The organism is Nonomuraea sp. NPDC049269 (genome assembly GCF_043197155.1).
Taxonomy (GTDB): domain Bacteria; phylum Actinomycetota; class Actinomycetes; order Streptosporangiales; family Streptosporangiaceae; genus Nonomuraea.
Map to the genome: position 1 here is coordinate 1,502,689 of NZ_JBICSO010000002.1, position 25,362 is coordinate 1,528,050.

Annotated in this window: 24 protein-coding genes; 12 read left to right on the forward strand and 12 right to left on the reverse strand. The window is 69.2% G+C overall.

The features are described 5' to 3' along the window. Positions 1-2 precede the first annotated feature (2 nt). On the forward strand, positions 3-1,052 hold the full coding sequence (locus ACGFNP_RS17260; RefSeq protein WP_393319476.1) for a sulfotransferase family protein: 1,050 nt from the start codon (positions 3-5) through the stop codon (positions 1,050-1,052). Between the two features lie 4 nt (positions 1,053-1,056). On the opposite strand, the gene ACGFNP_RS17265 is transcribed toward ACGFNP_RS17260, so the two are convergent. From ACGFNP_RS17265 to ACGFNP_RS17300, 8 genes are all read right to left on the reverse strand, one after another. Next, positions 1,057-2,121 carry a glycosyltransferase gene (locus ACGFNP_RS17265; RefSeq protein ID WP_393319479.1) on the reverse strand — a complete coding sequence of 355 codons (1,065 nt, stop codon included), beginning with the start codon at positions 2,119-2,121 and terminating at the stop codon, positions 1,057-1,059. Next, positions 2,118-4,751, reverse strand: a complete 2,634-nt coding sequence (locus tag ACGFNP_RS17270) for a CDP-glycerol glycerophosphotransferase family protein (RefSeq protein ID WP_393319482.1) — start codon at positions 4,749-4,751, stop codon at positions 2,118-2,120. The genes ACGFNP_RS17265 and ACGFNP_RS17270 overlap by 4 nt, the downstream gene beginning before the upstream one ends. A gap of 85 nt (positions 4,752-4,836) precedes the next feature. Next, on the reverse strand, positions 4,837-5,532 hold the full coding sequence (locus ACGFNP_RS17275; RefSeq protein WP_358330255.1) for an SRPBCC family protein: 696 nt from the start codon (positions 5,530-5,532) through the stop codon (positions 4,837-4,839). Positions 5,533-5,623: 91 nt separating this feature from the next. Then, positions 5,624-6,478 carry a xanthine dehydrogenase family protein subunit M gene (locus ACGFNP_RS17280; protein ID WP_358330653.1) on the reverse strand — a complete coding sequence of 285 codons (855 nt, stop codon included), beginning with the start codon at positions 6,476-6,478 and terminating at the stop codon, positions 5,624-5,626. Continuing rightward, positions 6,475-8,790 carry a xanthine dehydrogenase family protein molybdopterin-binding subunit gene (locus ACGFNP_RS17285; protein ID WP_358330252.1) on the reverse strand — a complete coding sequence of 772 codons (2,316 nt, stop codon included), beginning with the start codon at positions 8,788-8,790 and terminating at the stop codon, positions 6,475-6,477. Before ACGFNP_RS17285 ends, ACGFNP_RS17280 begins: the two co-directional genes overlap by 4 nt. Further along, positions 8,787-9,269: a (2Fe-2S)-binding protein gene (locus ACGFNP_RS17290; protein ID WP_358330250.1), complete on the reverse strand. Its 483-nt coding sequence runs from the start codon at positions 9,267-9,269 to the stop codon at positions 8,787-8,789. Before ACGFNP_RS17290 ends, ACGFNP_RS17285 begins: the two co-directional genes overlap by 4 nt. 71 nt (positions 9,270-9,340) lie before the next feature. After that, positions 9,341-9,544 carry a hypothetical protein gene (locus tag ACGFNP_RS17295; protein WP_358330247.1) on the reverse strand — a complete coding sequence of 68 codons (204 nt, stop codon included), beginning with the start codon at positions 9,542-9,544 and terminating at the stop codon, positions 9,341-9,343. Continuing rightward, positions 9,534-11,204, reverse strand: a complete 1,671-nt coding sequence (locus tag ACGFNP_RS17300; protein WP_393319486.1) for a PspC domain-containing protein — start codon at positions 11,202-11,204, stop codon at positions 9,534-9,536. Before ACGFNP_RS17300 ends, ACGFNP_RS17295 begins: the two co-directional genes overlap by 11 nt. Before the next feature lie 113 nt (positions 11,205-11,317). Here ACGFNP_RS17300 and ACGFNP_RS17305 point away from each other — a divergent pair, with 113 nt between their 5' ends. From ACGFNP_RS17305 to ACGFNP_RS17330, 6 genes are all read left to right on the forward strand, one after another. After that, the gene (locus ACGFNP_RS17305) at positions 11,318-12,529 is read left to right on the forward strand and encodes a PspC domain-containing protein (RefSeq protein WP_358330241.1); all 1,212 of its coding nucleotides are present in this window, start codon (positions 11,318-11,320) and stop codon (positions 12,527-12,529) included. Beyond that, entirely contained in the window at positions 12,526-13,158 is a 633-nt protein-coding gene (locus ACGFNP_RS17310) for a response regulator transcription factor (protein ID WP_358330238.1), read from the forward strand. The genes ACGFNP_RS17305 and ACGFNP_RS17310 overlap by 4 nt, the downstream gene beginning before the upstream one ends. Positions 13,159-13,294: 136 nt before the next feature. Then, entirely contained in the window at positions 13,295-14,695 is a 1,401-nt protein-coding gene (locus ACGFNP_RS17315) for a glutamate--cysteine ligase (protein WP_393319489.1), read from the forward strand. A gap of 17 nt (positions 14,696-14,712) precedes the next feature. Then, a complete protein-coding gene (locus ACGFNP_RS17320) occupies positions 14,713-15,336 on the forward strand; it encodes a neutral zinc metallopeptidase (protein WP_358330232.1) in 624 nt (207 codons plus the stop codon). A 79-nt stretch (positions 15,337-15,415) separates the two neighbouring features. Further along, on the forward strand, positions 15,416-15,673 hold the full coding sequence (locus ACGFNP_RS17325) for a WhiB family transcriptional regulator (RefSeq protein ID WP_358038811.1): 258 nt from the start codon (positions 15,416-15,418) through the stop codon (positions 15,671-15,673). Between the two features lie 294 nt (positions 15,674-15,967). Beyond that, positions 15,968-16,663, forward strand: coding sequence for a CPBP family intramembrane glutamic endopeptidase (locus ACGFNP_RS17330; RefSeq protein ID WP_393319493.1), 696 nt, complete (start codon positions 15,968-15,970; stop codon positions 16,661-16,663). A gap of 364 nt (positions 16,664-17,027) precedes the next feature. Here ACGFNP_RS17330 and ACGFNP_RS17335 read toward each other — a convergent pair whose 3' ends face one another. Continuing rightward, positions 17,028-17,747: a PIG-L deacetylase family protein gene (locus ACGFNP_RS17335; protein ID WP_358330226.1), complete on the reverse strand. Its 720-nt coding sequence runs from the start codon at positions 17,745-17,747 to the stop codon at positions 17,028-17,030. Between the two features lie 178 nt (positions 17,748-17,925). Between ACGFNP_RS17335 and pcrA the strand changes: the two genes are divergently transcribed. Then, positions 17,926-20,145 (forward strand): DNA helicase PcrA, encoded by a 2,220-nt coding sequence (pcrA, locus tag ACGFNP_RS17340; protein ID WP_358330650.1) that lies wholly within the window; start codon positions 17,926-17,928, stop codon positions 20,143-20,145. On the opposite strand, the gene ACGFNP_RS17345 is transcribed toward pcrA, so the two are convergent. Both ACGFNP_RS17345 and ACGFNP_RS17350 read right to left on the reverse strand, forming a co-directional pair. After that, positions 20,142-20,990, reverse strand: a complete 849-nt coding sequence (locus tag ACGFNP_RS17345) for a L,D-transpeptidase (protein WP_393319496.1) — start codon at positions 20,988-20,990, stop codon at positions 20,142-20,144. The two genes, pcrA and ACGFNP_RS17345, sit on opposite strands and share 4 nt — an antisense overlap. Positions 20,991-21,287: 297 nt before the next feature. Beyond that, positions 21,288-22,049, reverse strand: a complete 762-nt coding sequence (locus ACGFNP_RS17350) for a hypothetical protein (protein ID WP_358330221.1) — start codon at positions 22,047-22,049, stop codon at positions 21,288-21,290. A 147-nt stretch (positions 22,050-22,196) separates the two neighbouring features. Here ACGFNP_RS17350 and galE point away from each other — a divergent pair, with 147 nt between their 5' ends. The 4 genes from galE (at position 22,197) to ACGFNP_RS17370 (ending at position 24,309) form a co-directional block, all read left to right on the forward strand. Beyond that, positions 22,197-23,183: a UDP-glucose 4-epimerase GalE gene (gene galE / locus ACGFNP_RS17355; RefSeq protein WP_358330218.1), complete on the forward strand. Its 987-nt coding sequence runs from the start codon at positions 22,197-22,199 to the stop codon at positions 23,181-23,183. 67 nt (positions 23,184-23,250) lie between these two features. Beyond that, positions 23,251-23,691, forward strand: coding sequence for a MarR family winged helix-turn-helix transcriptional regulator (locus tag ACGFNP_RS17360; protein ID WP_393319500.1), 441 nt, complete (start codon positions 23,251-23,253; stop codon positions 23,689-23,691). Further along, positions 23,681-23,950, forward strand: a complete 270-nt coding sequence (locus tag ACGFNP_RS17365) for a zinc ribbon domain-containing protein (RefSeq protein WP_393319503.1) — start codon at positions 23,681-23,683, stop codon at positions 23,948-23,950. Before ACGFNP_RS17360 ends, ACGFNP_RS17365 begins: the two co-directional genes overlap by 11 nt. Continuing rightward, entirely contained in the window at positions 23,947-24,309 is a 363-nt protein-coding gene (locus tag ACGFNP_RS17370; RefSeq protein ID WP_393319505.1) for a VOC family protein, read from the forward strand. Before ACGFNP_RS17365 ends, ACGFNP_RS17370 begins: the two co-directional genes overlap by 4 nt. A gap of 15 nt (positions 24,310-24,324) precedes the next feature. Here the strand turns inward: ACGFNP_RS17370 and ACGFNP_RS17375 are convergent, their stop codons facing one another. Continuing rightward, positions 24,325-25,206, reverse strand: a complete 882-nt coding sequence (locus tag ACGFNP_RS17375; RefSeq protein ID WP_358330207.1) for a hypothetical protein — start codon at positions 25,204-25,206, stop codon at positions 24,325-24,327. Positions 25,207-25,362: the final 156 nt, after the last annotated feature.

Here is a 25,362-nt window from a genome sequence, read left to right on the forward strand (position 1 = left end):
TCATGTCTGACCGGCCCATCTTCGTTGTCGGGTGTCCGCGCTCCGGCACCACGATGCTGCAGCTCATGCTCCACTCGCACCCGCGGATCGCGGTGGCACCGGAGACCAGGTTCCTGGTGCCGGCCTACCATCGGCGCCGGACGTTCGGCGACCTGCGCGTGGAGGAGCGCCGCCGCTCGCTCGCGCAGTGGATCTCCAGCGACCGCAGCACCAAGTTCCACGAGCTCAAGCTCGCCAAGGACGACTACGTCCGGCAGGTCGTCGAGGGGCCCGGGTCGCTCGGCTCGGTGATCGGCACCACCTTCCGCATGTACGCCGACCGTTTCGACAAGCCCCGCTGGGGGGACAAGCGGCCGAGCTACGTCAAGCAGGTCGACATGCTGCTCAGGCTCTTCCCCGACGCCCAGTTCATCCACCTGATCAGGGACGGCCGCGACTGCGTCTCGTCGCTGAAGGAGATGCCCTGGTACAACCTGGACTCCTTCCACGCGGTCTCCACCTGGGCCGAGGCCATCGACGCGGGCAACAAGCTGAGGCGGACGATGCCCGAGGACTCCTACTACGAGCTGCGGTACGAGGACCTCACCGACGACCCGTCGACCGAGATGAAGAAGCTCTGCCACTTCCTCGACGAGGACTTCGACCCGATGATGGTCTCCCCGCGCGAGGCGGCCCAGGTGGCGGTCCCGCCGCACAAGGTCTGGCACCGCAACACGCACGGCGAGGTCACCCGCAGCAGGGTGGGCAGCTGGACCACCCGCCTGGACGGCTGGGAGATCGCGCTGTGCGAGCAGGTGCTCGGCGCCCGGCTCCAGGCCAACGGATACGAGCTGACCGGCGCGCCGGCGGCGGCCAAGGAGCACGTGCTGACCCTCCAGAAGACGATGCAGAAGCGCCGCGCCAGCCGGATGCGCAAGGCGATGCGCGACCGCATCAACCGGCTGCGCGAGCCGAGCCCGGTCGCCGCGCTGCTCACCTCGAAGCAGCAGGTGCTCGCCGGGGTGCCGCAGCCGCGCAACGAATCGCCCGAGCTGGCCCAGCGCGCGGGATAGACCCTCACCTGGCCAGGTGAGCGAACAGGGATTCCCAGCGGTCCAGGACGTGGTCGAGCCGGAAGGCGCCGGCCCGTGCCCGAGCGGCGGCGCCCAGGCGCCGCCGCTCCCGCACCGAGCCCATCAGCCGGGCCAGCTCCACGGCGAACGCGGCCACGTCCCCGGCCGGGACGAGCACCGGCCCGGCCGATCGCACCCCGCCCGACACGTCGAACGCCACCGCGGGCACCCCGTGCGCCGCCGACTCCAGCAGCACGACGGGCAGCCCCTCGTGCTCGCTGGTCATCCCCACGATCGCCGCCTTCAGGTACTCGCCCGGCATGTCGGCGGCGGGCACCCGGCCTCTGAACACCACCCGGTCCCCGACGCCCTCGCGGACGGCGTGCGCGCGCAGCCGCTCCAGCTCGGCGCCGTCGCCGATCAGGTGCAGCTCCCACGGCGGCTCCGGCGCGGCTCTGGCGAACGCGCTGATGAGCCGGTCGAACCGTTTGATCCCCTCCAGTCGCCCCACTCCCAGCACCCTGGGCGTGTCCAGCTCGGAGACCTCCAGCGGCCAGCGCGCCAGCGGGTTCGGCAGGGTCCAGGTGTTGGGCAGCAGCGCGTCCTCGGAGAAGCGCCAGGCGTCGTCCTCGCTGAGGAAGATCGCCTGGTCGAGCTTGGGGTAGTGCCGCCTGATCGAGCCGAGGTGCCAGCAGCCGCGGGCATGCTCGTACGAGCCGTGGTACTGCCCGACCGGACGCAGCGAGCGGGGCAGCAGGGACGTCAGCCGGGTCACCACCCCCGGCGAGGTCAGCACCGCGAAACCGGTCCGCATCGGGCCGAGCAGGGCGGCCAGCCGTTCGTCGGCCCGCCGGCGGGCCCGCGGGCTCTGCGGTCCCACGGGCTCGGGGCTGATCACATGGTGCCGGTAGCGCGGCGCCTCGACGTAGCGGAACGGTGCCGCCGCCCGGTGCAGCCCGACCACGTGCACGTCGTAGCCGCGTCCGGCCAGCCCCTGCGCCAGCGTGTGCGTCACCTGCTGGATGCCGCCCAGCGTGTCGGCGTCCATGCACGCGAAGAGCACGGTCATGACGCCTCCCGGCGCTCGAAGAAGGCGTCCACGACGCGCGCGGCGGCGTCCCCCCGCTCGTCGGCGCACCACAACCGGTGGAAGGCCGCGTACCGCTCGGCATAGGCCGCGTGTACGGCCGGCAGCTCCCGCAACGCCGCCACCACCTCCTCGGTCGTCGTGACGCACGGCCCGGGGGCGATGGCGGGCAGGTCGTGGTAGACGCCCCGCTCGGTCAGCCGGTACTCGTCCCAGTCGTCGATCAGGAACACCATGGGCTTGCCGGTCAGCGCGTAGTCGCACATCACCGACGAGTAGTCCGTGAGCAGCGCGTCCGAGGCCAGGATCAGGTCGTTGATCTCCGGGTACGACCCGGCGGGCCGGACGAAGTGCCTGAGGTGCTGAGGGGTGCTGAAACGTTCCACCGGGTGCGTCCGCAGGATCAGCACCCACTCGCCGGACAGCTCCTCGGCCATCAGCTCCAGGTCCGCCCGCACCGACTGGCCGCTGTTCTTGGCCCGGTCGCGATAGGTGGGCGCGTACAGCAGGATCTTCGTGCCGGGCGGTATCTCCAGTCGCTCCATGACGTCGTGCCGGGTCTCCCGGCGCACCAGCGCGTCGCAGCGCGGCGTGCCGTACCTGAGGACCCAGCCCTGGTAGCCGTTGGACGGCAGGAAGATCCGCGAGAACTCGGCGCTCGGCGAGATGAGCGCGTCCCAGCGCGCGACGGCGGCGCGCCACTCGTCGCGCGGCCGGTCGAAGTCGGCGCGCAGGTCGGGCGCGTCGAAGCCGACCGACTTGATGCCCTGGCCATGCCAGGTCTGGAGATAGCGGGTTCCGGGTGGTTTCGGGTAGTTGAGCGGGAAGCCGTGGCTGTCGACCCAGATGCCCGCGCGGGCCAGCAGCCACACGTAGTGCCAGCCGCCGCGGCGGACGAGGCGGGCGTCGCCGGGGAAGTTCGCCCGGTCCCTGGCCACGGACCAGACGACGTCGATCGGCAGGTTGCGCCGCCGCAACTCCTCGTAGATGGCGCGCGGGCTGCCGGTGTAGCCCTTGCCCACGTCGGCCTCGAACAGGGCAAGATTGCGGCGCGGTGGGAGCAGGCGGATCACCGCCTTGTAGAAGCGCAGTTTCATCGCCGGCGTGCTGAGCCGCCTCATCAACCGGCGCTTGATCCGCTGGAGCGGCGAGGTGACCGATGGCGCGCGCACGCGCAGGTACGCGGCGTTGCCCTCGGCCGTGACCGTGCGCCCCCGCAGCGCGATCGGCTCCATGGTGGGCGGGGCCATCAGCCGGTCGGTCGTGGTGCGGCCGTCGGAGAGCCTGGTGAAGCCGATGCGTGGATCGCACGAGTCCGCGGGCGTGAAGGTGATCTTACTTACGTACCCGCCGTCACCGGACGGGACCGGCTTGATGGGGACGCGTTCGCCGCCGAGCTGGAGGAAGGCTGTCCATTCGCTGGGCAGCATCCCAAAAGGGTCGTAGGTATGCACGACCATCCGGATCCGCTCTCCGTCGGCGGCGATCTCGGTCACCTCGTGCCGCAGCCGGGCCGCGGTGTAGGGCAGCTCGGCCATCCGCAGCCTGGTGATGTCCATGCCGGGCGTGACCGTCGTGCCCCAGTACGTACGGCCCGCATGCCGTACCGCGACCCGCGGGGCGGCGCACGGGTACGACAGTGAACGGGCGGCCACCATCAGGTCGTCGACCCGGTCGTCGAGGATGAGCCGGCAGCAGACCCGGGCCATCGGCTCGATCCGCTCGAACGCCTCGGACGGCACCTCCTCCAGATACGGCCGGACGATCGAGGCGAACTCCTCGACCCACACCCGATCGCGCCTGGGCAGCGGGTTGAGGTACACCCGCAGGTCCTGCCTGAGGAAGCGGTCCTGCCGGGCGGGCACCAGGTCCCCGGCGTCGTGGGCCCGCAGCACGTCGTCGCTCAGCCGGGCCGCCGCCACGCGGTGCCGTACGTTGTCCAGCTCCTTGATGTTGAGCGAGATGGAGCTGTCGTCGGGCGCGCGGTGCCAGTGGTAGACCACCCAGGGCACGATCGCGAACCGGCGCGACACGGCGTACAGCCCGGCGGCGAAGACGTGGTCCTCGTAGTGGATGTCCTCCGGGAAGCGCAGCCCGTTCTCGCGCAGGAACCGCACGTTGTAGAGCTTGTTGGTGCTGAAGGAGTCGAGGAACAGCTCGGGCTCCTCGCGGATGCCCGCCACGACCCGCCGCCTGGCGAACAGCGACGGGTAGTAGGGCGCCAGCCGCCCGCTCCGCTCGTGCAGCCGCGAGATCTGCCCGGCCACGAAGTCGGCGCCGGTCCGCTCGATCTCGCCGAGCAGGCTCTTGCAGGCGTGCCTGGGCAGCTCGTCGTCGCTGTCGAGGAACATCACGTACGGCGCCGCCGCCGCGTCGAGGCCGTCGTTGCGCGGCGCGCCGCAGCCGCCGCTGTTGGTCTGCCTGCGCAGGTAGTGGACGCGTGGATCGGTCCGTGCGAGCTCGCCCGCAACCCGGGCCGTGTCGTCGTTGCTCGCGTCGTCGGCGATGATCACTTCGAGATCGCGCAACGACTGGCCGAGTACGGAGCGCACGGCCCTGGGAAGGCGGGCCGCGTCGTTGTAGGTGATGACGACAACGGTGCAGTCCGGCATGTCATCTCCCCCGAAATGAGACATCTGGGGAGCATCTTCCCTGGCTCTGAGTGAAGTGTCCGGACTTGATGGTGTTTTTGCTGAATCAGCGCATGAGGCGTCTGATCAACCAGCCGATGAGCAGCAGCGCCGCGAGCGCCCCGACGACGGGCGCGACCCGCTTCAGCAGCGGCGTCCCGGCGATCTCCAGCAGGTCGAGCGCCTCCTCGTCCGGCGTGAGCGACGTACGCAGCGTCCCGGCGGGCCGGACGTCCTCTTCAGGGCTCGGCACCGCGCTCAGCCGCGGCCCGTCCTCCTGGGGCTCCTCGGGTACGGCGGCCGCCTCGTGGGCGGGCTCGGCCAGCAGTTGCGCGAGGTTGGCCGCGAACCTGTCGATGAGCTTCGCGCCCACCTCGGCCATGACCCCGCGCCCGAACTGGGCGGGCCGGCCGGTCACGTTGAACGACGTCTCGACGGAGACCGTGGTGGACCCGTCGCCGGGCGTCAGCGTGGCCTTGACGGTCGCCGAGGCCGTGCCGGAGCCGCGGGCCTCCTTGCCCGACGCCTGGAGGGTAAGCGTGTGAGCGTCCTTGTCCACGTTCTCGAACCTGGCCGAGCCGCGGTAGGTCACGGTGATCGGACCGACCTTGACCTTCATCCGGCCGGTGAACTCGTCGCCCTCGAAGATGTCGAGCGAGGCACCCGGCAGGCAGGGGGCGACCCGTTCGACATCGAGCAGCACGGCCCACGCCTGCTCGACCGGCACCGGAACGCTGAACTCGTGCTCGAACCGCATCGCCATCGATCCGCTCCTCTCGTGTCGTTGCGCCCCGTCTGATTGCGACATTACGTCTGAGAGGGGGCACCCCGGAAGAGGTGCCCCCTCGAACCGGTCAGGGGGATCCGGCGGCGTTCAGAATCGCGCGATGGGTCAGCACCTTGGCCAGATGCCGCCGATAGTCGGGCTGGGCGTGCAGGTCGGAGGGCGGCGAGGTGCCGGCCGCAGCCTCCTCGCACGCCTGCCGTACCTGATCGCCCAGCGGCATCCCCCGCAGGGCGGTCTCGACCGCGTGGGCCCGCACGGGCGTCGGGCCCATGTTGGTCAGGCCGATCCTCGCCTCCTCGATCACTCCGTTGGAACGCTTGACCGCCGCGGCCACGCCGACGATGGCCCACGACTGCGCGGTCCGGTGGAACTTCTCGTAGTGATAGCCCCAGCCCGCGCCGAGCTTCGGGATCCGCACCCCGACCAGGATCTCTCCCGGCCGCAGCGCCGACTCCAGGTAGTCGACGAAGAACTCGGCGGCGGGTATCTCCCGCTCGCCCTCGGGCGAGCTGGTCACGAAGACGCCCTCCAGCGCCAGGACCACCGCGGGCAGGTCGCCCGCCGGGTCGCAGTGCGCCAGCGAGCCGCCGAACGTGCCGCGATGCCGCACCGCGGGATCGGCGACCTTCGTGGTGGCCAGCGCCACGAGCGGGCAGTCGGCGTTGACCACGCCGGAGCGCATCACCTCGTCGTGCGTGGCCATCGCGCCGATGAAGACGTGGTCGCCACGGTCGTGCACGCCCGTCAGCTCGGGCAGGCGGCCCACGTCGACCAGCTTCGACGGGTAGGCCAGCCGGAGCCGGAGCAGCGGGAGGAGCGACTGCCCACCGGCGAGGACCTTGGCGTCCTCGTCGGCGGCGAGCTCCTGGACGGCCTCGCCGAGCGAGCCGGCGCGGACGTAGTCGAACTGGGCCGGGATCATCGCAGCGCCCTCCAGATCCGCTCGGGTGTACATGGCATCTGGATGTCGTGCACGCCGCGCGGGCGCAGCGCGTCGACGATGGCGTTGACGACGGCCGGGGTCGAGGCGATCGTGCCCGCCTCGCCGACGCCCTTGGCGCCCAGCGGGTTGCTGGTGGCCGGGGTCTCGGTCCTGTCGGTGACGAAGTCCGGCAGGTCCATCGCCGTCGGCAGCAGATAGTCGGCCATCGTGGTGGTGAGCAGGTTGCCCTCCGCGTCGTAGACGGCCTCCTCGTACAGCGCCTGCGCGATGCCCTGCGCGATGCCGCCGTGGATCTGGCCCTCGACGATCAGCGGGTTGACCACCTTGCCCACGTCGTCGACCGCCACGTACGAGCGGATCTTCGCCATGCCGGTCTCGGTGTCCACCTCCACGGCGCACAGGTGGGTGCCGTGCGGGAAGGAGTAGTTCTCCGGGTCGAAGGTGGCGTCGGAGTCGAGCCGCGCCTCGACGCCCTCGGGCAGGTCGTGCGCGGTGAACGCGGCGTAGGCCAGCTCCTGGATGGTCTTCTGGGAGTCGGTGCCCTTCACCTTGAACACGCCCTCGGCGAACTCCAGGTCCTCGGGCGAGCATTCGAGCATGTGCGAGGCGAGCTTCCTGGCCTTGTCCCTGACCTTGTCGCACGCCTTGAGCACGGCGATGCCGCCGACGGTCAGCGAACGCGAGCCGTAGGTGTCCATGCCCTTGTGCGAGATCGCCGTGTCGCCGTGAAGCACCGTGATGTCCTCGAACGGCACGCCGAGCGCGTCGGAGGTGATCTGGCTCCACGCCGTCACGTGTCCCTGGCCGTGCGGGGAACTGCCGGTGATGACCTCGACCTTGCCGGTCGGCAGCATGCGCACCGAGCCGTGCTCCCAGCCGCCCGCGCCGTAGTTGGCCGCGCCGAGCATCCTGGACGGGGCCAGCCCGCACATCTCGGTGAACGTGCTGACACCGATCCCGAGCTGGACCGGGTCGCCCCGGTCACGCCGGTCGGCCTGTTCGGCGCGCAGCTTGTCGTAGCCGAACAGCGCCATCGCCTTGTCCGTCGCCGCCTCGTAGTTGCCCGAGTCGTAGGTCAGCCCGGAGATGGTGGTGAACGGGAACTCCTCGTGCTTGATCCAGTTGCGCCGCCGCACCTCCAGCGGGTCCAGGCGCAGCTCGGCGGCCAGCTCGTCCATCATCCGCTCGATGCCGTACGTCGCCTCGGGGCGGCCCGCGCCGCGGTAGGCGTCGGTCGGCATCTTCGTGGTGAAGACACCCGTGCAGCCGAACTCGTAGGCGTCCATCTTGTAGATGGCGTTGAACATCGACGCGCCGAGCAGCGGCACGCCGGGCGTGACCAGCATCAGGTAGGCGCCCATGTCGGCCAGCAGCTCCACCTGGAGCCCGCGGATCCGCCCGTCGGCCTCGGCCGCCAGCCTGAGGTGCTGGATCTGGTCGCGGCCGTGGTGCACGGTCAGGTTGCCCTCGGAGCGGGACTCCGTCCACTTGACCGGCTTGCCCAGCCGCTTGGTGAGCAGCAGGCACAGCACCTCTTCGGCGGTGACCTGCAGCTTGGAGCCGAACCCGCCGCCGACGTCGGGCGCGATCACCCGGATCTTGTGCTCGGGGATGCCGGTCACCACGGCCAGCATGACGCGCAGGACGTGCGGGATCTGCGTGGCCGACCAGAGCGTGAAGGAGTCGCCGTCGGTGGTCGCGAGCACCGCCCGCGGCTCCATCGCGCTCGGGATCAACCGCTGCTGGATGTAGGTCCGGTCGATGACCACCGGCGCGTCCCTGAAGGCCGCCTCGACGTCACCCGAGGTGATCTTCACGGTGAACGCCTGGTTTCCCGCCTCGTGCACCTTGGGGCTGTCCGGGGCGAGCGCCTCGTTCATGTCGAGTACGGCCGGCAGCGGCTCGTAGTCGACCTCGATCGCCTCCAGCGCGTCCGCGGCCAGGTAGCGGTCGGTGGCGACCACGCAGGCGACGGCCTCGCCCACGTAACGCACCTCCGACACGGCCATCGGCGGGTGATCGGGGATCACGATGTCCTCGCTCACCGGCCAGGCGCACGGCAGGCTGCCCTGTTCGGCGGCGAAGTCCTGGCCGCTGAACGCCGCCACGACACCCGGCAGGTCGCGCGCCGCCGAGACGTCGACGCCGATGATCCGCGCGTGCGCCATCGGGCTGCGCAGGAACGTGACGTACAGCATCCCCGGCTGCCGCAGGTTGTCGGTCCACTGGGTGCGCCCGGTCAGGAGCCGCGCGTCCTCCTTGCGCTTCCTCGCCTTGCCGACCTCGGTCATGGCGTCTTCACCGCCTGGCCCATCTCCTGCGCGCCCCGCCGCACCGCGCGGACGATGTTGCAGTAGCCGGTGCACCGGCAGAGGTTGCCTTCCAGGCCCTCTCTGATGGCGTCCTCCGACGGGTCCGGATTCTCCCTGAGCAGGTCGATCGCGGCCATGACCATGCCGGGTGTGCAGTAGCCGCACTGCAGGGCGTGTTCCTCGTGGAAGGCCTGCTGCATCGGGTGCATCGACCCGTTGGCGCCCAGGCCCTCGATGGTGACGATGTCGCAGTCGTCAGCCTGTACGGCGAGCACCGAGCAGCTCTTGACGCTCTTGCCGTCGAGCATCACGGTGCAGGCGCCGCAGTTGCTGGTGTCGCACCCGATCGGGGTGCCGGTCTTGCCCAGGCGTTCTCGTAGCAGATGGACGAGAAGGAGCCGCGGCTCGACTTCCTCCTCGTACTTGACTCCGTCGACAGTGACGGCGATCCGAGGCATACGTCCTCCCTGAGGCGCGCGGGAAACGCGGACACAGCCCAACGTACGCTCGTGTTTTTCCCGGTCAAGGGTTACTTGCCGCGGATCACCCGCGCGATGACCGCCACGAGCCCCGCGAAGCCCAGTCCCACGATCACGAGAGACACCAGGACCAGGGGATCCGTGATCGCCCGGGTCAGGAGCAGGATGCCGAGCACCACGAAGAGCGTGCCGCTCAGCAGCGCCATCCAGTCGGTCCTGTGCACCCTGCGCGGCTTGTCGACCTCACGCTGCACGCCGCACCTCCATGTCGCCGATGCCGCCCCTCAGGTTCAGCACGATGGTCGAGACGGCGCCCTTCGGGCGCGTGTCGGGCTCCAGCACCTTGTCGAACTTGACGTCGACGCCGCCTCTGAGCGACTGGTCCACCTTGATGTCGCCGACCTTGTTGGTGGCGTGCACCTCGACCCTGGCGGTCGGCGGCACGATCACCGTCAGCTCGCCGATCGAGACCTTGGCGTTGAACGTCAGGCTGGTGCCCGGAGTGAGCTTGAGCTCCGACAGATCGAGCCGGCCGTCCCCGACACCCACGTCGTAGACCTTGCTCGCCTCCGCCACGGTGGTCGGCCGCCAGACGAAGTCGCCGAGGTTCCGCGGCAGGTCCCCGACCATCAGGCCGAGGCCGATCAGCAGCGCGACCACGGTGCCGATCGCGACCAGGCCGGCGCCGCGGCCCCACCAGGCCGCGATGAGCAGCCCGGCGCCGATGGTGACGAGTACGGCGCCGCCGACCAGGGTGGGACTGACCCCCGCGGCGGACCTGGTTTGGACCGCCACGACGATCCCTCCAATGATGATGGCCAGCAACATGGTGATGGCGCCGATGAACGATCTGGGCCGCTTCTGGCGGGGTGGACGCGGGGGCGCCAGCCGGCCGTACAGGGCGGGGTCGTACGGTGAGTAGCCGCCGGACCGCCTGCGCGGGTCGAGCGGCTGGTAGGGGCCCCTCGGCGCGAACGGCTCGCCGTAGGTGACGGCGGTCCTCGGGTCGGTACGGTAACGCGGCGCGGCGGGCGGCGTCGTCTCGCCGACGGACGTCTGGAACGACGCCCTGGACGGTTCGTGAGGCGCCTCCTGGGACGGTTCGTGACGCGTCTCGTTCGACGGCTCGTGACGGCGCGGCTCGGACGGCTCCTGACGCGCCTGCTGAGAAGATTCCCGAGACGGCTCCTGGTGCGGCTTCTCATACGGCTCAGCCCGGGCGGCGGCCGGCTCGTCGAGCGGTGCTTCGGCGGCGACGGGGTTGACGCGCGTCGGGGCGGTCGGTGGCACGGGGGCGGTCGGCGGCTCGGGGGCGGGGGGCGGCACGGTCTCCGTCACCGGCTCGCGCGCGTACGAGGCGGCCGGGCGGGGCCGGGGATAGCCCGCTGGGGGAGCGGTGGGGCTCGGGATGGGCGAGTGGGAGAAGTCGTACAGGAACGGGTCGGGCTCGCCCTGCGGGGGGCGGTGGTTGAGCCGCTCGGGCATCGACCGGACCAGGCCGAGCAGGTCCACGCCGCTGGTGTGCGCCGCGAGCAGCCCGATGGCCAGCATCATGCCGACCACCAGCGTGCCGGTGCCGAGCCAGACCGACGCCAGGTTGATGCCGAGCCCGGCCGCGAGCACCGCCGCGAGCAGCGCCATCACGGTGTCGGCGGCGAAGTCGCGCCGGGTCCACTGCTCGATGTAACCGGGCCGCCCGTTCGGCTCCTTCATCAGCAGGAACGCCGCGATGTACAGGAACAGCCCCACCCCGGAGCCGAACAGCAGCACCGCGAACCCCGCGCGGAACACCACCGGGTCGATCCCGGTGTGCCGACCGAGCCCGGCGCAGACTCCCATGAGGAAGCGCCCCTCGCTGCTGCGTCGCAGCGCGCTGGGCGGAGCGGCCGGTCTCTTCGGCGGTGCTTCTGTCATGTCACTATCGTGGCCCCACCCGGCGGCGATCTGCATCCGGGAGACCCCTGACCCGACCCGGGGGTTGTTCCCTGATGTCCCCAACGCACGCGACATGTGACGATGGCGATGTTATGGCTGACCAGAAGACTCTTGCCGAACCCGGTGGCGAAGCGCCGTACCGCCGGATGATGCGCCCCATGGAGGGCCGGCTGCTCGGCGGCGTCGCACAAGGGCTCGCGGCTCAGCTGAAGCTTGATCCGGTAGTGATCAGGTTGATGTTCGTGCTGCTCAGCGTGGTTGACGGAGTCGGCGTGGTGGCCTACGCGGTGCTCTGGATGATCACGCCCCGCAAGCCGTACGAGGGGCAGCAGTCGCCACAGCGCGACTGGAGCCAGCTCGCGGCGTTCAGCGCGATCGGTGTTGCGCTGTTCGCCGCGAGCTGGCTGACCGGTGCCTCCAAGGGGGGCATCGGCATGTTGCCGTTCGCTGTGGGCGGCATCGGCGCGATCATCCTGTGGCAGCAGGCCGATCCCGAACGCCGCCGGAACTGGGTGAGCGGGGCGACCAAGAGCATCAGGAAGAACCGGGTGCGCACGCTGCTCGGCATCGTGCTCGTCGTCATCGGCGCGGCGGGCTTCCTGGCCGCCCAGGGAGAGCTGTCCAAGGCCAGGCCCGGCCTGATGTTCACCATCGTGGTGGTCGGCGGGCTGGCGGTGATCGCCGCGCCCTGGCTCGCGGGGCTGTGGAAGGAACTGCAGCTGGAGCGGCGCGAACGCATCAGGTCGGAGGAGCGGGCCGAGGTCGCGGCCATGGTGCACGACTCGGTTCTGCACACGCTCACGCTGATCCAGCGCGTCGCGCACGACCCGTTCGAGGTCACCAGGCTGGCCCGCGCGCAGGAGCGCGACCTGCGCAACTGGCTCTACCAGCCCGCCCAGGACGCCGACGCGACGCTGGCCGCGGCCGTACGGAGGATCGCCGCGGAAGAGGAGGACGCGCACGGCGTGCCGATCGAGGTGGTCTGCGTGGGCGACATCGACCTCGACTCGGCCGGCAAGCTCGCCGCCATGCTGAAGGCGTCGAGGCAGTCGATGGTCAACGCCGCCAAGTACTCTGGAAGTCCTTCTATTGCCGTCTATGCAGAGGTAGAGGGCGAAGAAGTCACGATTTTCGTGAGAGATCGTGGCAAGGGATTCGACCTCGACGCGGTGCCTCTCGACAGAATGGGGATCAGGGAGTCCATCATCGGGAGAATGGAACGTCACGGCGGTGCCGCCAGACTGCGCACCACGCCCGGTGAGGGGACAGAAGTGATGTTGACGATGAAGGTGGAGAAGCAATGACCAGGGTGCTGATCGTCGACGATCACCGGCTGTTCCGTTCCGGTGTACGGGCCGAGCTGGGCGACTCCATCCAGGTCGTCGGCGAGGCCGAGGACGTCGAGACGGCGGTCAAGGCGATCGCCGAGCTCACCCCTGACGTGGTCCTGCTCGACGTGCACATGCCCGGCGGCGGCGGGCAGGAGGTGCTGCGCAGGGTGCTCGGCGCCGGTTCGCAGGTACGTTTCCTGGCGCTGTCGGTGTCCGACGCGGCCGAGGACGTGATCGGCGTCATCCGCGGCGGCGCCCGCGGCTACGTCACCAAGAACATCAGTGGCAACGAGCTGACCGACGCCATCCGCCGGGTGGCCGACGGCGACGCGGTCTTCTCGCCGCGGCTGGCCGGGTTCGTGCTCGACGCGTTCGCCTCGTCGGAGGCTCCGTCCATCGATCCCGAGCTCGACTCGCTGACGCAGCGCGAGCGCGAGGTGCTCCGGCTGATCGCCCGTGGCTACGCCTACAAGGAGATCGCCAAGGAGCTGTTCATCTCGGTCAAGACGGTCGAGACGCACGTGTCGTCGGTGCTGCGCAAGCTCCAGCTGTCCAACCGGCACGAGCTGTCCCGCTGGGCCACCGCCAGGCGGCTCGTCTAACGGCTTTGCCCGTTTCTGGCATGTAAAGGCCGGGGCGCTGGCTTAGTTGGCTCTGGCATGCGACATTTCCAGAATGGGCAGGGATGTGCCGGTAGTCGTATTCAGCCGAGACGATCGACGGAAATATCGGGAAAAGGTGCGGCGATGCCTTGATGTCTTCGCCCAGATGCTCCGCGAGGCCCGCTTCGAGGCCGACCGGCCCCTCGCCGGGCTGGAGATCGAGCTCAACATCGTGGACGCGGCGGGCGAGGCGGCCATGTGCAACGCCGCGGTGCTCGCCGCGATCGAGCAGCCTGACTGGGCCACCGAGCTGGGCCAGTTCAACATCGAGATCAACATCGATCCCCAGGAGCTGGGCGGCGACGGGCCACTCAGACTGGAGAACGACATCAGGGCCCGGCTCAACCACGCCGAGGAGCGCGCCCAGACCGAGAGCGGCCACCTGGTCCTGATCGGCATCCTGCCCACGCTGCGCGAGCAGGAGATCCACGAGGGCACGCTGTCGGCCAACCCGCGCTACCGGCTGCTCAACGAGCAGATCTTCGCCGCGCGCGGTGAGGACCTGCACCTGTCGATCGAGGGCGTGGAACGCCTCGACACCCACGCCGACAGCATCACCCCCGAGGCCGCGTGCACCAGCGTCCAGCTCCACCTGCAGGTCAGCCCGGAGCAGTTCGCCGCGCACTGGAACGCCGCCCAGGCCATCGCCGGGGCACAGGTGGCCGTCGCCGCGAACTCGCCGTACCTGTTCGGCAAGGAGCTGCACCGCGAGACCAGGATCACGCTGTTCGAGCAGGCCACGGACACCCGTCCCGCCGAGCTGAAGGCGCAGGGCGTACGGCCGCGCGTCTGGTTCGGCGAGCGGTGGATCACCAGCGTGTTCGACCTGTTCGAGGAGAACGTCCAGTACTACCCGGCGCTGCTGCCGCTCTGCGAGGAGGAGGACCCGCGGGCCGAGCTGGAACAGGGCCGCATCCCGCAACTGCACGAGCTGACCCTGCACAACGGCACGGTCTACCGGTGGAACCGGCCGGTGTACGCGGTGGCCGGCGGCGCCCCGCACCTGCGCATAGAGAACCGGGTGCTGCCCGCCGGGCCGTCCGTGGTCGACATCACGGCCAACGCCGCCTTCTACTACGGGCTGATGGCCGTACTCCCGCATGCCGAACGGCCGATCTGGAGTCAGATGTCGTTCGCCGCCGCCGAGGACAACCTGAACAGCGCGGCCAGGCACGGCCTCGACGCGCGCCTCTACTGGCCGGGCCTGGGCGAGGTGTCCGCCGGGGAGCTGATCCTGCGCCGCCTGCTCCCGATGGCCCACGAGGGGCTCAGCAAGTGGGGCGTGGACCGGCCGGTGGCCGACCGGCTGCTCGGGGTCATCGAGGGCCGGTGCCTGTCCGGACGTACCGGATCGACCTGGCAGGTGGAACGCGTACAGGCGTACGGCGGCGACCGGCACGAGGCGCTGCGGGCGATGACCCTTGAGTACATAGAGCGCATGCACGGCAACGAACCGGTGCACACTTGGGACCTGTGATGCCTGTGCGAGGATCCTTGGCCGTTGTCCTGGTGCTCCTGCTGGCCGCGTGCGGGTTGTCCCGGCCGGCTTCCCTGGACGCTTCGGGGGCCGACACGTTCGAGGGTGACGTACGGACGGCGCGGGAGCTGACGGAGGCGTTCTGGAAGCAGCAGTTCAGCACCCTCGGCCGGACTTACCGCCCTATTGCCGATTTTGTCCCCTATTCCGGGACGTCCGGACCGAGCTGCGGCGGCGAGCCCGCCGTACCGAACAACGCCTTCTACTGCCCTGCCGGCCATTTCATCGCCTATGACCAGGACTGGATGGAATCGCTCTGGACCGACATGGGGGACGGCTCGGTCTACCTGATCATTCCCCATGAGTTCGGGCATTCGGTGCAGGCGCAGCTGCGGGCCGGCTTCGAGCTGAACATACAGGCGGAGCTGCAGGCCGACTGCTACGCGGGCGGCACGCTCGCCTCGCTGGTCAACGCGGGCGCGCTGCGGGTGGAACCGGGGGACGAGGACGAACTGTTCCGCAACCTGGAGGCGGCCGGCGACCCCACGGACGACTGGCTCAACCCCAGCGCCCACGGCACGGCCGAACAACGCCAGCAGTCCTTCGCCAACGGCGTCCAAGGCGGCGTGGCCGCCTGCTGAGAGCTGCGGCTGGGGATGTACTCGCGTGTCAACCCAAAGGATGATGCGGCCGATCATGACGTCGGCATACCGTTGCCCCATGCCATTGGGAGAGATCGGCTGGCTGCGCGGGGGCGCCTGCAGATCCAGCGATCCTGAGCTGTTCTTCCCGCTCGCGCCCTCCGCCACACAGGAGGCGCGAGCCAAAGCGATCTGCGCCACGTGCCAGGTCCTGACCGACTGCCGCTCCTACGCGCTGAGCGCGGGGGAGGCGGACGGCATCTGGGGCGGCCTGACCCCGGAGGAACGCCGCCGCTCCCGCTTCCCCTCAGGGTGGCGCAGCCCAGCCGCCACATAGCCGCGAACAGCGTGAGCCACGACCTGGCCCGCGTAGACGGGGCACGCCCTGATCGTGTCGGCTCGGATGGCGTGGGCTCGGATCCGTGTGGGCTCGGATCCGTGTGGGCCCGGACCCTGTCGGTCCGGATGCGTCGGTCTGGACGTCACGGTCCGATCATGACGTTTGTCGATCCGATCGCATCCGATCGCAATGGTCTTGACTCCGATGGGCCCGAACCACGACATCCCTGCGCCTGTGCCCACGTCTGTGCTCGTGCCCAGCCCAAGCCCACGGGCGGCGTAGCCTGCAGGGGTGCTACTTCGCTCGATCGCCGTCCTGGCCGTGGCCAACGTCCTGAACAACCGGGTGGCGCCCCGGCTCGCGCCCCTGACCTCCGCCGCCGCGACCGCCGCCCTGGTGGCCATGGCGCGGCGGTCCGGGGTGTCGTGGCAGGAGCTCGGGTTCGAACACGGGCGAAGGGGCGCGGCGATCGGCGGCGCCCTGGCGGCGGGTGTCGCCGCCGTCTACACGGCCGGTGTCGCGATGCCGCGCACCCGCCCGCTGTTCCAGGACGACCGAGCCCTGTCGCTGTCGCGCGCACGCGTCCTGGAGGAGGCGCTGGTCCAGGTGCCCCTGGGCACGGTCCTCCTGGAGGAGGTGGGCTTCCGCGGCGTCCTGCACGGCACACTCCGCCGCACCCACGGAACCGTCATGGCAACGGCGGTGTCGTCGGCCCTGTTCGGGCTGTGGCACATCCTCCCGGCAATCGACATGGCCCGCGCCAACCCGGCGCTCGGCGCCCTGACGGCCGGCGAGACACCGGGCCACCTGGACACGGCACGGGTGGTGGCGGGCAGCGTCATGTCGACGGCCGCAGCAGGCGTCTTCTTCTGCGAACTACGCCGCCGAGGCGGACTGACAGCCCCAACCATGCTGCACCTGGCAACCAACTCCCTCGGCTACCTCTTCGCCCGAATAGCCGGAAAACAGCCTCCACCCAGCAAATGAGATCGCCCGCCACAAGAACGCCCCAGGACACCAGCTCCCGCCCTCCGCAACGACCACCCCGATTCCCGGCCAGCCCAGCCCTCAGAGAGCCTTAGGACGCTGCAGAGCGACCTGACGCGACGGTCCAGGGGCAACCCCGGCACCCACTCCGACAGCCCACTTCCCTCGGGACGCCCCAGCACGGCGGCTCAGACCGCCGGCCCACCTGCTTGGACGCCCCGCCCGCCTGGGTGGCCTGTCCGCGAGGATCGCCCGCCCGCCTGGACGACCCGCTCGTCAGGGCGACCTGCCCGTCAGGGCGGTCCGGTCGGCTGGCCCCGCAAGGTGGTCCTCGCGGGACGGCCCAGAGGGGTCAGAGGGGTGGTCAGGCCGTGGTTACGGTTTGGAAGGCCTCCGCGTAGTGGCCTTCGCCGAAGCCGGCCTGTTCGGCCCACGCGGCGAAGCGGCTTTTGACGAAGTCGGCGAAGCCCTCCACGTGGGCCACCTGGCTGACGTGCGACTGCAAGGCCGCCAGCTTGCGGTCGATGGACTCCGTGATGTCCACCCAGTGGTTGGGTGTGGAGCCGCCGTTGAGCCAGACCTCGCGGACCGTCCAGGCCTCCAGGCCTTCTTCCTTGAGCAGCTCGGGGAAGGCGTACGGGTTGCGGGCGTCGGGGTAGACGGCGTCGAGCGTGGAACCACCAACCGCGCGGTGGTCGGGGTGGCTGGGGGCGATGAACTGGTAGTTGCGCTCGGGGTGGTGGGTGATCACCAGGTCGGGGCGTACCTGGCGGATGACCCTGGCGATGTCCTTGCGCAGTGCCAGCGACGGCACCACGGTGCCGTCCGCGTGGCCGAGGAAGCGGACGTCCGTGACGCCCACCGCCTTGGCGGCCGCCGTCTGTTCGGTCCTGCGTAGTTCGGCCATGCCGGTGTTGTCGAGCGTACGTTCGTTGCCGCCCGCGTCGCCGTCCGTGACCAGCAGATAGGTGACCTCGACACCCCGATCGACGAAGAGTGCCACCGTTCCCGCGGCGCCGAAGTCGGCGTCGTCGGGGTGTGCGGTCACGACAAGTACCCGGTTGATCTCGTTGTCGGCGAGCATCTTCTCCCTTTCGGATTGTCCATTGACGACAACCAGCAGCTCGTAGCAGGCATTCCGGACGCCGGTCGATGGGGTCGCAGTTCCCCGCGAGGTGGGGATTCCAGGCGTCGGGGCGCCGATTGTCGGTGGAGAGTCTTAACCTAGGTGCGTGCCGACCCAAGTCTCTGTTGACCACCCCTTGCTCGATGGCCTCAACCCGCAGCAGCGGGAGGCCGTGATCCATCACGGCGGTCCGCTGCTGATCGTGGCGGGGGCGGGTTCAGGAAAGACGCGGGTGCTCACCCATCGCATCGCCTACCTGCTCGCCGAGCGTGAGGTGCATCCGGGCGAGATCCTGGCGATCACCTTCACCAACAAGGCCGCGCGCGAGATGAAGGAGCGCATCGACCGGCTCGTCGGGCCCAGGTCCAAGGCGATGTGGGTGATGACGTTCCACAGCGCCTGCATGCGCATCCTGCGCCGCGAGGCCAAGCGGCTCGGGTTCCCCTCCAGCTTCTCCATCTACGACCAGGCCGACTCGCAGCGGCTGATGGCGATGGTGTGCAGGGAGATGGACCTCGATCCGAAGCGCTACCCGCCGCGGTCGTTCTCCGCCCAGGTGAGCAACTTCAAGAACGAGCTGGTCGACTACGAGACCGCGCTCGACAAGGCGGGCTCCCACCTGGAGAAGGTGCTCGCGGAGGCCTACAAGAGCTACCAGCGCAAGCTCACCGAGGCCGGCGCGATGGACTTCGACGACATCATCATGAACACGGTGACGCTGTTCCAGCTCTTCCCCGACGTCGCCGAGCACTACCGGATGCGGTTCAGGCACGTGCTCGTCGACGAATACCAGGACACCAACCACGCCCAATACATCCTGATCAGGGAGCTGGTGGGCCGCCCCGACCTGCGCACGACCGACGGCGAGCTGGTCCGTTCTGGCGCCGACCAGTCGGAGCTGTGCGTGGTCGGCGACGCCGACCAGTCGATCTACGCCTTCCGCGGCGCGACGATCCGCAACATCCTGGAGTTCGAGCGCGACTACCCCGACGCGCGCACGATCCTGCTGGAGCAGAACTACCGCTCCACCCAGAACATCCTGGCCGCCGCCAACGCCGTCATCTCCCGCAACGAGTCGCGCAAGCCGAAGAACCTCTGGTCCGACCAGGGCGACGGTCCCAAGATCGTCGGCTATGTGGCCGACAACGAGCATGACGAGGCCATGTTCGTGGCCCAGGAGGTCGATCGGCTCAGCGACGAGGAGGGCGTCAAGGCCGGCGACGTCGCCGTTTTCTACCGCACCAACGCGGCCTCCCGGGTGTTCGAGGAGATCTTCATCCGCACCGGCCTGCCGTACAAGGTGGTCGGGGGCGTGCGCTTCTACGAGCGCAAGGAGGTCAAGGACCTGCTGGCCTACCTGCGCGTGCTGGCCAACCCCGCCGACGTGGTGTCGATGCGCCGCATCCTCAACGTGCCCAAGCGCGGCATCGGCGACCGGGCCGAGGCGATGCTCGAGGCGCTCTCGTCGCGCGAGCGCATCTCCTTCTGGGACGCGCTGCGCAGGGCCGACGAGGCGTACGGCATGGCGACGCGGTCGCTCAACGCGGTGCGCGAGTTCGTCGCGATGATCGAGGAGCTGATCGGCAAGGCCGAGGGCGTGCCGCCGTCGGCGCTCGCCGAGGAGGTCCTGGTCGCCACCGGCTACCGCGCCGAGCTGGAGGCTTCGGAGGATCCGCAGGACGAGTCCCGGCTGGAAAACCTCAACGAGCTCATCTCGGTGGCCTCGGAGTTCGAGGAGGCCAATCCCGAGGGCACGCTGGTGGAGTTCCTGGAGCAGGTGTCCCTGGTGGCCGACGCTGACCAGATCCCCGAAGCCGACGGCGGGCAGGGCGTGGTCACGCTGATGACCCTGCACACCGCCAAGGGGCTGGAGTTCCCGGTCGTCTTCCTGACGGCGATGGAAGACGGCGTCTTCCCGCACGTCCGCTCGCTGGGTGAGCCGAAGGAGTTGGAGGAGGAGCGCCGGCTGGCCTACGTCGGCATCACCAGGGCCCAGAAGCGCCTCTACATCACCCGGGCCGCGGTACGCAGTTCGTGGGGTTCACCGTCGTTCAACCCGGCCTCGCGGTTCGTCAGCGAGGTGCCGGTGCAGCTGCTCGACTGGCGCACGCCGCCGGAGAAGTCGGCGTGGAGCGCGGCGACCCGGCGCGAGCCCGCCCAGACGGCGGCGCCGAAGAAGGGCGCCCGCGTGGTGCCCACGCTGGCGCCGGGAGACCGGGTCACGCACGACGCGTTCGGGCTGGGCACCGTCGTCGCGGTGGACGGGGTGGCGGAGAAGACCAAGGTCAAGATCGACTTCGGGAGCGGAGGCGAGAAGACGCTGCTCCTCGCCTACGCTCCGCTGGAGAAGCTCTAGCTCTTGGCGACGGTGCCCTTGGTGAGGGCGCTGCCCTTCTTCCACTCGGTCCAGTTGAGCTGCCAGTAGCTCCAGCCGTTGCGCCAGTCGAGCTTGCGCTTGGTGCCGGTGATCTTGACAACGTCACCGCGCTGGGCGATGCCGTAGAACCACTTGGCGCCGGCCGGAGTGGCGCGGACGCAGCCGTGGCTCTGGTTGGAACGGCCCAGATACTGGTAGTAGCCCGCGCTCTGGTGCACGTACTCGCCGCTGTCGGAAATGCGCACCGCCCACGGGATCTCCTCCTTGTAGTAGCGAGGGTCCTTGGGGTCGGTGACGCCCATCCATGCCGAGGTCATGGTCTCCAGCGGCTTCTTGTTCATCGTGAGATGGGTGCCGCTGGTGGTCAGATAGACGTCCACGCCGTTCTTGGGCATGCCGCCGCGGCCCGCGCTGATCGGGATCGACTTGACCAGCTTGCCGTCGCGCCTGACCTTCATCACATGGCTACGGGTGTTGACCACCGAGATGTTGGAGTAGCCGACGGCGAAGCGGCGGCTGACGTCCTTGGCGGCCTCGTTGCCGGGAATCTGGCTCAGCCGGGCGTTGAGCTGAACCTTCTGGTGCGGGCGCCAGTACGTCTTGGTCCGGTAGACGACCTTGCGGTCGGTCACCCAGCGCCAGGCGCCGTCGACCGGCCGGTCCGCCTGCACCTGCAGTACGGTCTCGGCCGCCGCCCGGTCGGTCACCTCGCGGTCGAACGTCACGATGATGGGGAAACCGACACCGACCTTCTCCTTGGCTTCACCTTCGGGGGTGATGTCGGCGATCTCCAACTTGGCCTTCTTCGCCGCGACCTTCTGCACCGGGCTCCTCGGTACAGCCTGCTTCGGTACAGCCTGCTTCGGTGCGGCCGCACCGGCTGCGTGCACAGGGGTCGCGGCGGCCTGAGCCACCGGGGCAGGCGTTCCTTCCGTGGTACAGGCCGCCACTGTGGTGATCAGGGCGACCAGAGCCAGCATCCGGGGGAGGGGATTCAAGGGTTACTCCAGGACTATGTGCTACTCATGAGGCGTCTCATAAGTGAGACAACCAAAACCCGCCGTACGTGGACGCTTGGCTGTAACGATCACATAACACCTCCTGACGTGCGGGTTTACGGCTCAGTCCTTGAGCTCGGTGGTGACCTGGTTCGCGGGCGGGGACTTGATCGAGACCTTGGTGCCCCAGCCGGTGTAGCGGGTGTCGGTCGTGACCGCCTTCCCCTCCCACCAGGAGACGTCCAGGAAGTCCGTGGCCTGCCACGTGGTGGTCAACCGGCTCGGGAGCCCCTTGCCGTCGACCTTGAGGGTGTACGTGACGGTGGCCTCGGTGTCGCTCCGCATCGGGATCGAGCCGTTGAACCAGGGGGAGATCTTGAAGAGCTGACTGAAGGTGATCTGGCCGCGGTAGGTGGACCCGCTGAGCTTGCCGTTCTTCACCAGGGCCGCGAGCGTCGCCGGCTCGGCCGGGTTAACCACCTGGCCGAACCAGCTGCTCATGGCGGTGTTCATCCTGCTGGACGTCTTGAACCAGGTCTTGCCCTTCGGCATGTCCTCGCTCAGGACGCCGCCGCTCGCCCAGGCGACGTCACCGATCGCGATCGTCCGCTCGGGCGTGGTGTTGTGCCCGTCGTACAGCGGGCTGGAGAACTTGCCGGTGATGTCCCAGCCGGTGAGCCCCTTCTTGCCGAACCGGAGCTTGCCGGTCCGCACGACCAGCGGATCCTTGTTGATGCTGCCGACGAACGCGCTGGTGTCCGTGAAACGGACCCCATGGCCGGCCACGAGCTGGGCTTTCAACGCCGCGACGGGGTTCTTGGCCGCTGCCTGGGCGGGGGCGGATGAGATGAGCATGGCGACGGCGGCCGTAAGTGTGGTGATCATGATTTTCATGAGGCGCCATCCTGCCGACAAATGATCACGGTTGCACCTCATTACTTGTCCGAGAAAGCGGCACTCGTCCGGCCGGACATCGGCGTCGGACTTCGCGGTTGACGGTGGGCTTAGTGGGAGACCCAATAGGGTGCCGGGATGCGGGTACTGATTTCAGGTGGGGCGGGGTTCATCGGGAGCACGGTCGCGTCGGCGTGCCTGGACGCGGGGATCACGCCGGTGATTCTCGACAACCTGGTCACGGGGCGGCGGGAGTTCGCCGAGGGCCGGACTTTCTACGAGGGTGATATCGCCGACGGGGCACTGGTCGACAAGATATTCGCCGAGCAGCCCGGCATCGAGGCGGTCGTTCATTGCGCGGCGCTGATCGTGGTGCCGGATTCGGTGGCCGATCCGGTCGGCTACTACCGGGCGAATGTCACCAAGAGCCTGGAGTTCGTCGATCACCTGCTGCGCAACGGGTGCCGGCGGATGATTTTCAGCTCGTCGGCGTCGATTTACCGGACCGGGGACGATCATACGGTCGACGAGGGGTCGGCCCTCGACCCGCAGAGTCCGTACGCGCGGACCAAGGCGGTGTGCGAGGCGATGTTCGCCGATATCGCGGCGACGCGGCCGATCAGAGTGCTCTCCCTACGTTACTTCAATCCGATCGGGGCGGATCCGGCGATGCGCACCGGGCTGCAGTTGCGGCGGCCCAGCCATGCGCTGGGCAAGATGATCGGCGCGCACGAGGAAGGCGTGCCGTTCGAGATCACCGGCACCGACTACTCGACGCGGGACGGGTCCGGGATCCGTGACTACGTGCACGTCTGGGATCTGGCGGCGGCGCATGTGGCCGCTCTGCAGCGGTTCGACGCGCTGTCTGACGCGGAAGCGGTCATCAACCTGGGCACCGGGTCGGGGACGACCGTCCGGGAGCTGGTCGACGCGTTCAACCGGGTGGTGGCGCGGCCGGTCGAGGTGGTGGAGACCGAGCGGCGGCCCGGCGACGTGGCGGGCGCCTACACGCGGAGCGATCGCGCGGACCGGCTGCTGGGGTGGCGGCCGCGTTACTCGATCGAGGACGGGATCAGGCACTCGCTCGAATGGGCCGCCCTACGGGACTCGCGCCTCGCCGAATGACCTCTGGACCAAGAGGTTCGTTCGGCGGTACGATTCGTACACGAACTGTTCGTATGCGAAAGGAACGATGGACGAGGCGGAGGCGGCACGTGAGGTCGCGCGGCTCTACCCGGCCGTCTACCGGCGGTTCAAGGCGTCCAGGCGGCCCATCGCGGCCGGGCTGACCGCGCGGATGCATGCCGTGCTCGGTCACCTCATGGACGCCGGGCCGTTGACGCTCGGTGAGCTGACCGAGCACCTGCAGCTGTCCAAGGCGGCCACCACCGAGCTGGTCGACCGGGTCGAGGAGCGCGGGCTCGTGGCCAGGATCAGGGATGAGCGTGATCGGCGGCGGGTGTTCGTCTGGGTCACGGACGAGGGGCGGGCCGCTGCCGCCACGGCCTCGCCGCGCGTGCTGGCGGACGATCTGCTGGCGCGTGCCGTACGCGACATGACACCGGAGGAACGCGAGGGGCTCATCACCGGGCTCCGCGCGCTGCTGAGGCAGGAGGGCCATGATGTCCGCTGACGAGAACGCGAGCTGTGAGAGCTGCGGGATGCCGATGAACTCGGCCGAGGATCACGCGCCCGGACATCCGGAGAGCACGTGGTGCCGGTTGTGCAGCAAGCCCGACGGGGCGCTGCAGGACTTCGACGAGCGGTTCGAGCGCATGGTCCAGTGGCAGACGCAGCGCACCGGCCAGCCCAGGGCCGAGGCGGAGGAGGCCACCAGGGCCTATATGCGGACGATGCCCGCCTGGCAGGGGCACCCGAGGCTCGTTCCGTGAACATCCTCGGTGTGGACAACATCCTGGTCGGCGTGGGCGACCTGGCGCGGGCCAAGGAGTTCTACGGCGGCGTGCTGGGGCTGCGGGAGAAGTTCTCGACGGAGGAGCTGGCGCTGTTCGCCATCGGTTCCGAGACCCCCGGGCTGCTCGTACGGGTGCGGGAGGGGCGGCCGGGCTCGATGCGGGTGTGGCTTGAGGTGTCCGACGCCCGCGCGGTGGCGAAGGAGGTCGGCGGGGAGGCGTTCGAGGTGTTCACCGGGTGGACGGTCGAGGTCGCCGACCCGTGGGGGAACGTCATCGGGCTGACCGACTACACCAAACGACCAAGCCTCTCCCGCCTGACGACGGGAGAGGCTTGAGGCCTGGATACTCGGTTATTTCACGATCCGGCTGAACGGGATGTCCAGCGAGGGAATCGTCTCATCCTCCGTGCCGGACTTGGGCGTGTCCGTCACCTGGTCGGCCGGCGGCGCCGTGATCTTCGCCGCGATGCCCCAGCCGCTGTAAAGGGTCTCGATGCTGAGGCCCTCCTTCTTGCTCGCGCCCGGGGACAGCGCGGTCAGCGGGAACGTCGTGACCAGCCGGGAAGGCAGGCCCTTGGCGTCGACGGTGAGCTTCCAGGAGATGGCGACCTTCGCGCTCTTGCTGCTGGGCGTGCCGAGCAGCAGGTTGCCGCGGAAGGACGGGGAGACCCTGCGCAGGTCACCCACGGTGATCTTGCCCGTGTAGCCGCCGTTGGCCGCCTTGGCGCCCTTGAACAGGGTCTTGAGCGTGGCCGCCTCAGTGAGGTTGAGCGGCTGGCCGTAGATCCCGGTCATGCCGGTGAACGGCGTGTTCGGCGCCTTGAGCCAGGTCTTGTCCTCGGGCAGCACTTCGCCCCAGAGGCCGCCGGACAGGTACGACGTCTTGCCGATCGTGATCGTCCGCTCTGGCGAGGACAGGGCCTTGTAGAGCTTGGCGTCGTCCTCATCGGTGGGTTCCGGTGCCAGCGCCTTGATGTTGAACTTGCCGGTGATGTCCGACGCGGCGAGGCCCGTGTTGCTGAACTGGTAGGTCCCCGACCGGCGGGTGATGATGAAGCGCCTGTTGCCCGCGATGGCGGTGGAGCGCTCGGTGAACTTCACACCCTTACCGGCGACGAACTGCTTCTTCACCGCGGCGACCGGGTCCTTGGCGGCCGGTGCCGCCTGTGCCGGTCCGGCCGTGATGAGCGTGGCGGCTGACGCTAAAGCCAGCCCCGCGATGATGCGCTTCATATCAATGCCCTCGTCTCTGATTTACGGAAGCGGGAGGATCTTGCCAAACAAAGATCACAACGATATCTCAGACGATTGTCTGCAGAGGGGAAAATATGTGGATTTTTCGTGCAGAAGGGCCCGGACGCGGTCCGGGCCCTTCTGTGGAAATCTCTG

Coding starts and splice junctions, on each gene's coding strand:
- ACGFNP_RS17260 (WP_393319476.1), top strand. CDS start 3: ATGTCTGACCGGCCCATCTTCGTTGTCGGGTGTCCGCGCTCCGGCACC.
- ACGFNP_RS17265 (WP_393319479.1), bottom strand. CDS start 2,121: ATGACCGTGCTCTTCGCGTGCATGGACGCCGACACGCTGGGCGGCATC.
- ACGFNP_RS17270 (WP_393319482.1), bottom strand. CDS start 4,751: ATGCCGGACTGCACCGTTGTCGTCATCACCTACAACGACGCGGCCCGC.
- ACGFNP_RS17275 (WP_358330255.1), bottom strand. CDS start 5,532: ATGGCGATGCGGTTCGAGCACGAGTTCAGCGTTCCGGTGCCGGTCGAG.
- ACGFNP_RS17280 (WP_358330653.1), bottom strand. CDS start 6,478: ATGATCCCGGCCCAGTTCGACTACGTCCGCGCCGGCTCGCTCGGCGAG.
- ACGFNP_RS17285 (WP_358330252.1), bottom strand. CDS start 8,790: ATGACCGAGGTCGGCAAGGCGAGGAAGCGCAAGGAGGACGCGCGGCTC.
- ACGFNP_RS17290 (WP_358330250.1), bottom strand. CDS start 9,269: ATGCCTCGGATCGCCGTCACTGTCGACGGAGTCAAGTACGAGGAGGAA.
- ACGFNP_RS17300 (WP_393319486.1), bottom strand. CDS start 11,204: ATGACAGAAGCACCGCCGAAGAGACCGGCCGCTCCGCCCAGCGCGCTG.
- ACGFNP_RS17305 (WP_358330241.1), top strand. CDS start 11,318: ATGGCTGACCAGAAGACTCTTGCCGAACCCGGTGGCGAAGCGCCGTAC.
- ACGFNP_RS17310 (WP_358330238.1), top strand. CDS start 12,526: ATGACCAGGGTGCTGATCGTCGACGATCACCGGCTGTTCCGTTCCGGT.
- ACGFNP_RS17325 (WP_358038811.1), top strand. CDS start 15,416: ATGCCATTGGGAGAGATCGGCTGGCTGCGCGGGGGCGCCTGCAGATCC.
- ACGFNP_RS17335 (WP_358330226.1), bottom strand. CDS start 17,747: ATGCTCGCCGACAACGAGATCAACCGGGTACTTGTCGTGACCGCACAC.
- ACGFNP_RS17350 (WP_358330221.1), bottom strand. CDS start 22,049: ATGATCACCACACTTACGGCCGCCGTCGCCATGCTCATCTCATCCGCC.
- galE (WP_358330218.1), top strand. CDS start 22,197: ATGCGGGTACTGATTTCAGGTGGGGCGGGGTTCATCGGGAGCACGGTC.
- ACGFNP_RS17360 (WP_393319500.1), top strand. CDS start 23,251: ATGGACGAGGCGGAGGCGGCACGTGAGGTCGCGCGGCTCTACCCGGCC.
- ACGFNP_RS17365 (WP_393319503.1), top strand. CDS start 23,681: ATGTCCGCTGACGAGAACGCGAGCTGTGAGAGCTGCGGGATGCCGATG.
- ACGFNP_RS17375 (WP_358330207.1), bottom strand. CDS start 25,206: ATGAAGCGCATCATCGCGGGGCTGGCTTTAGCGTCAGCCGCCACGCTC.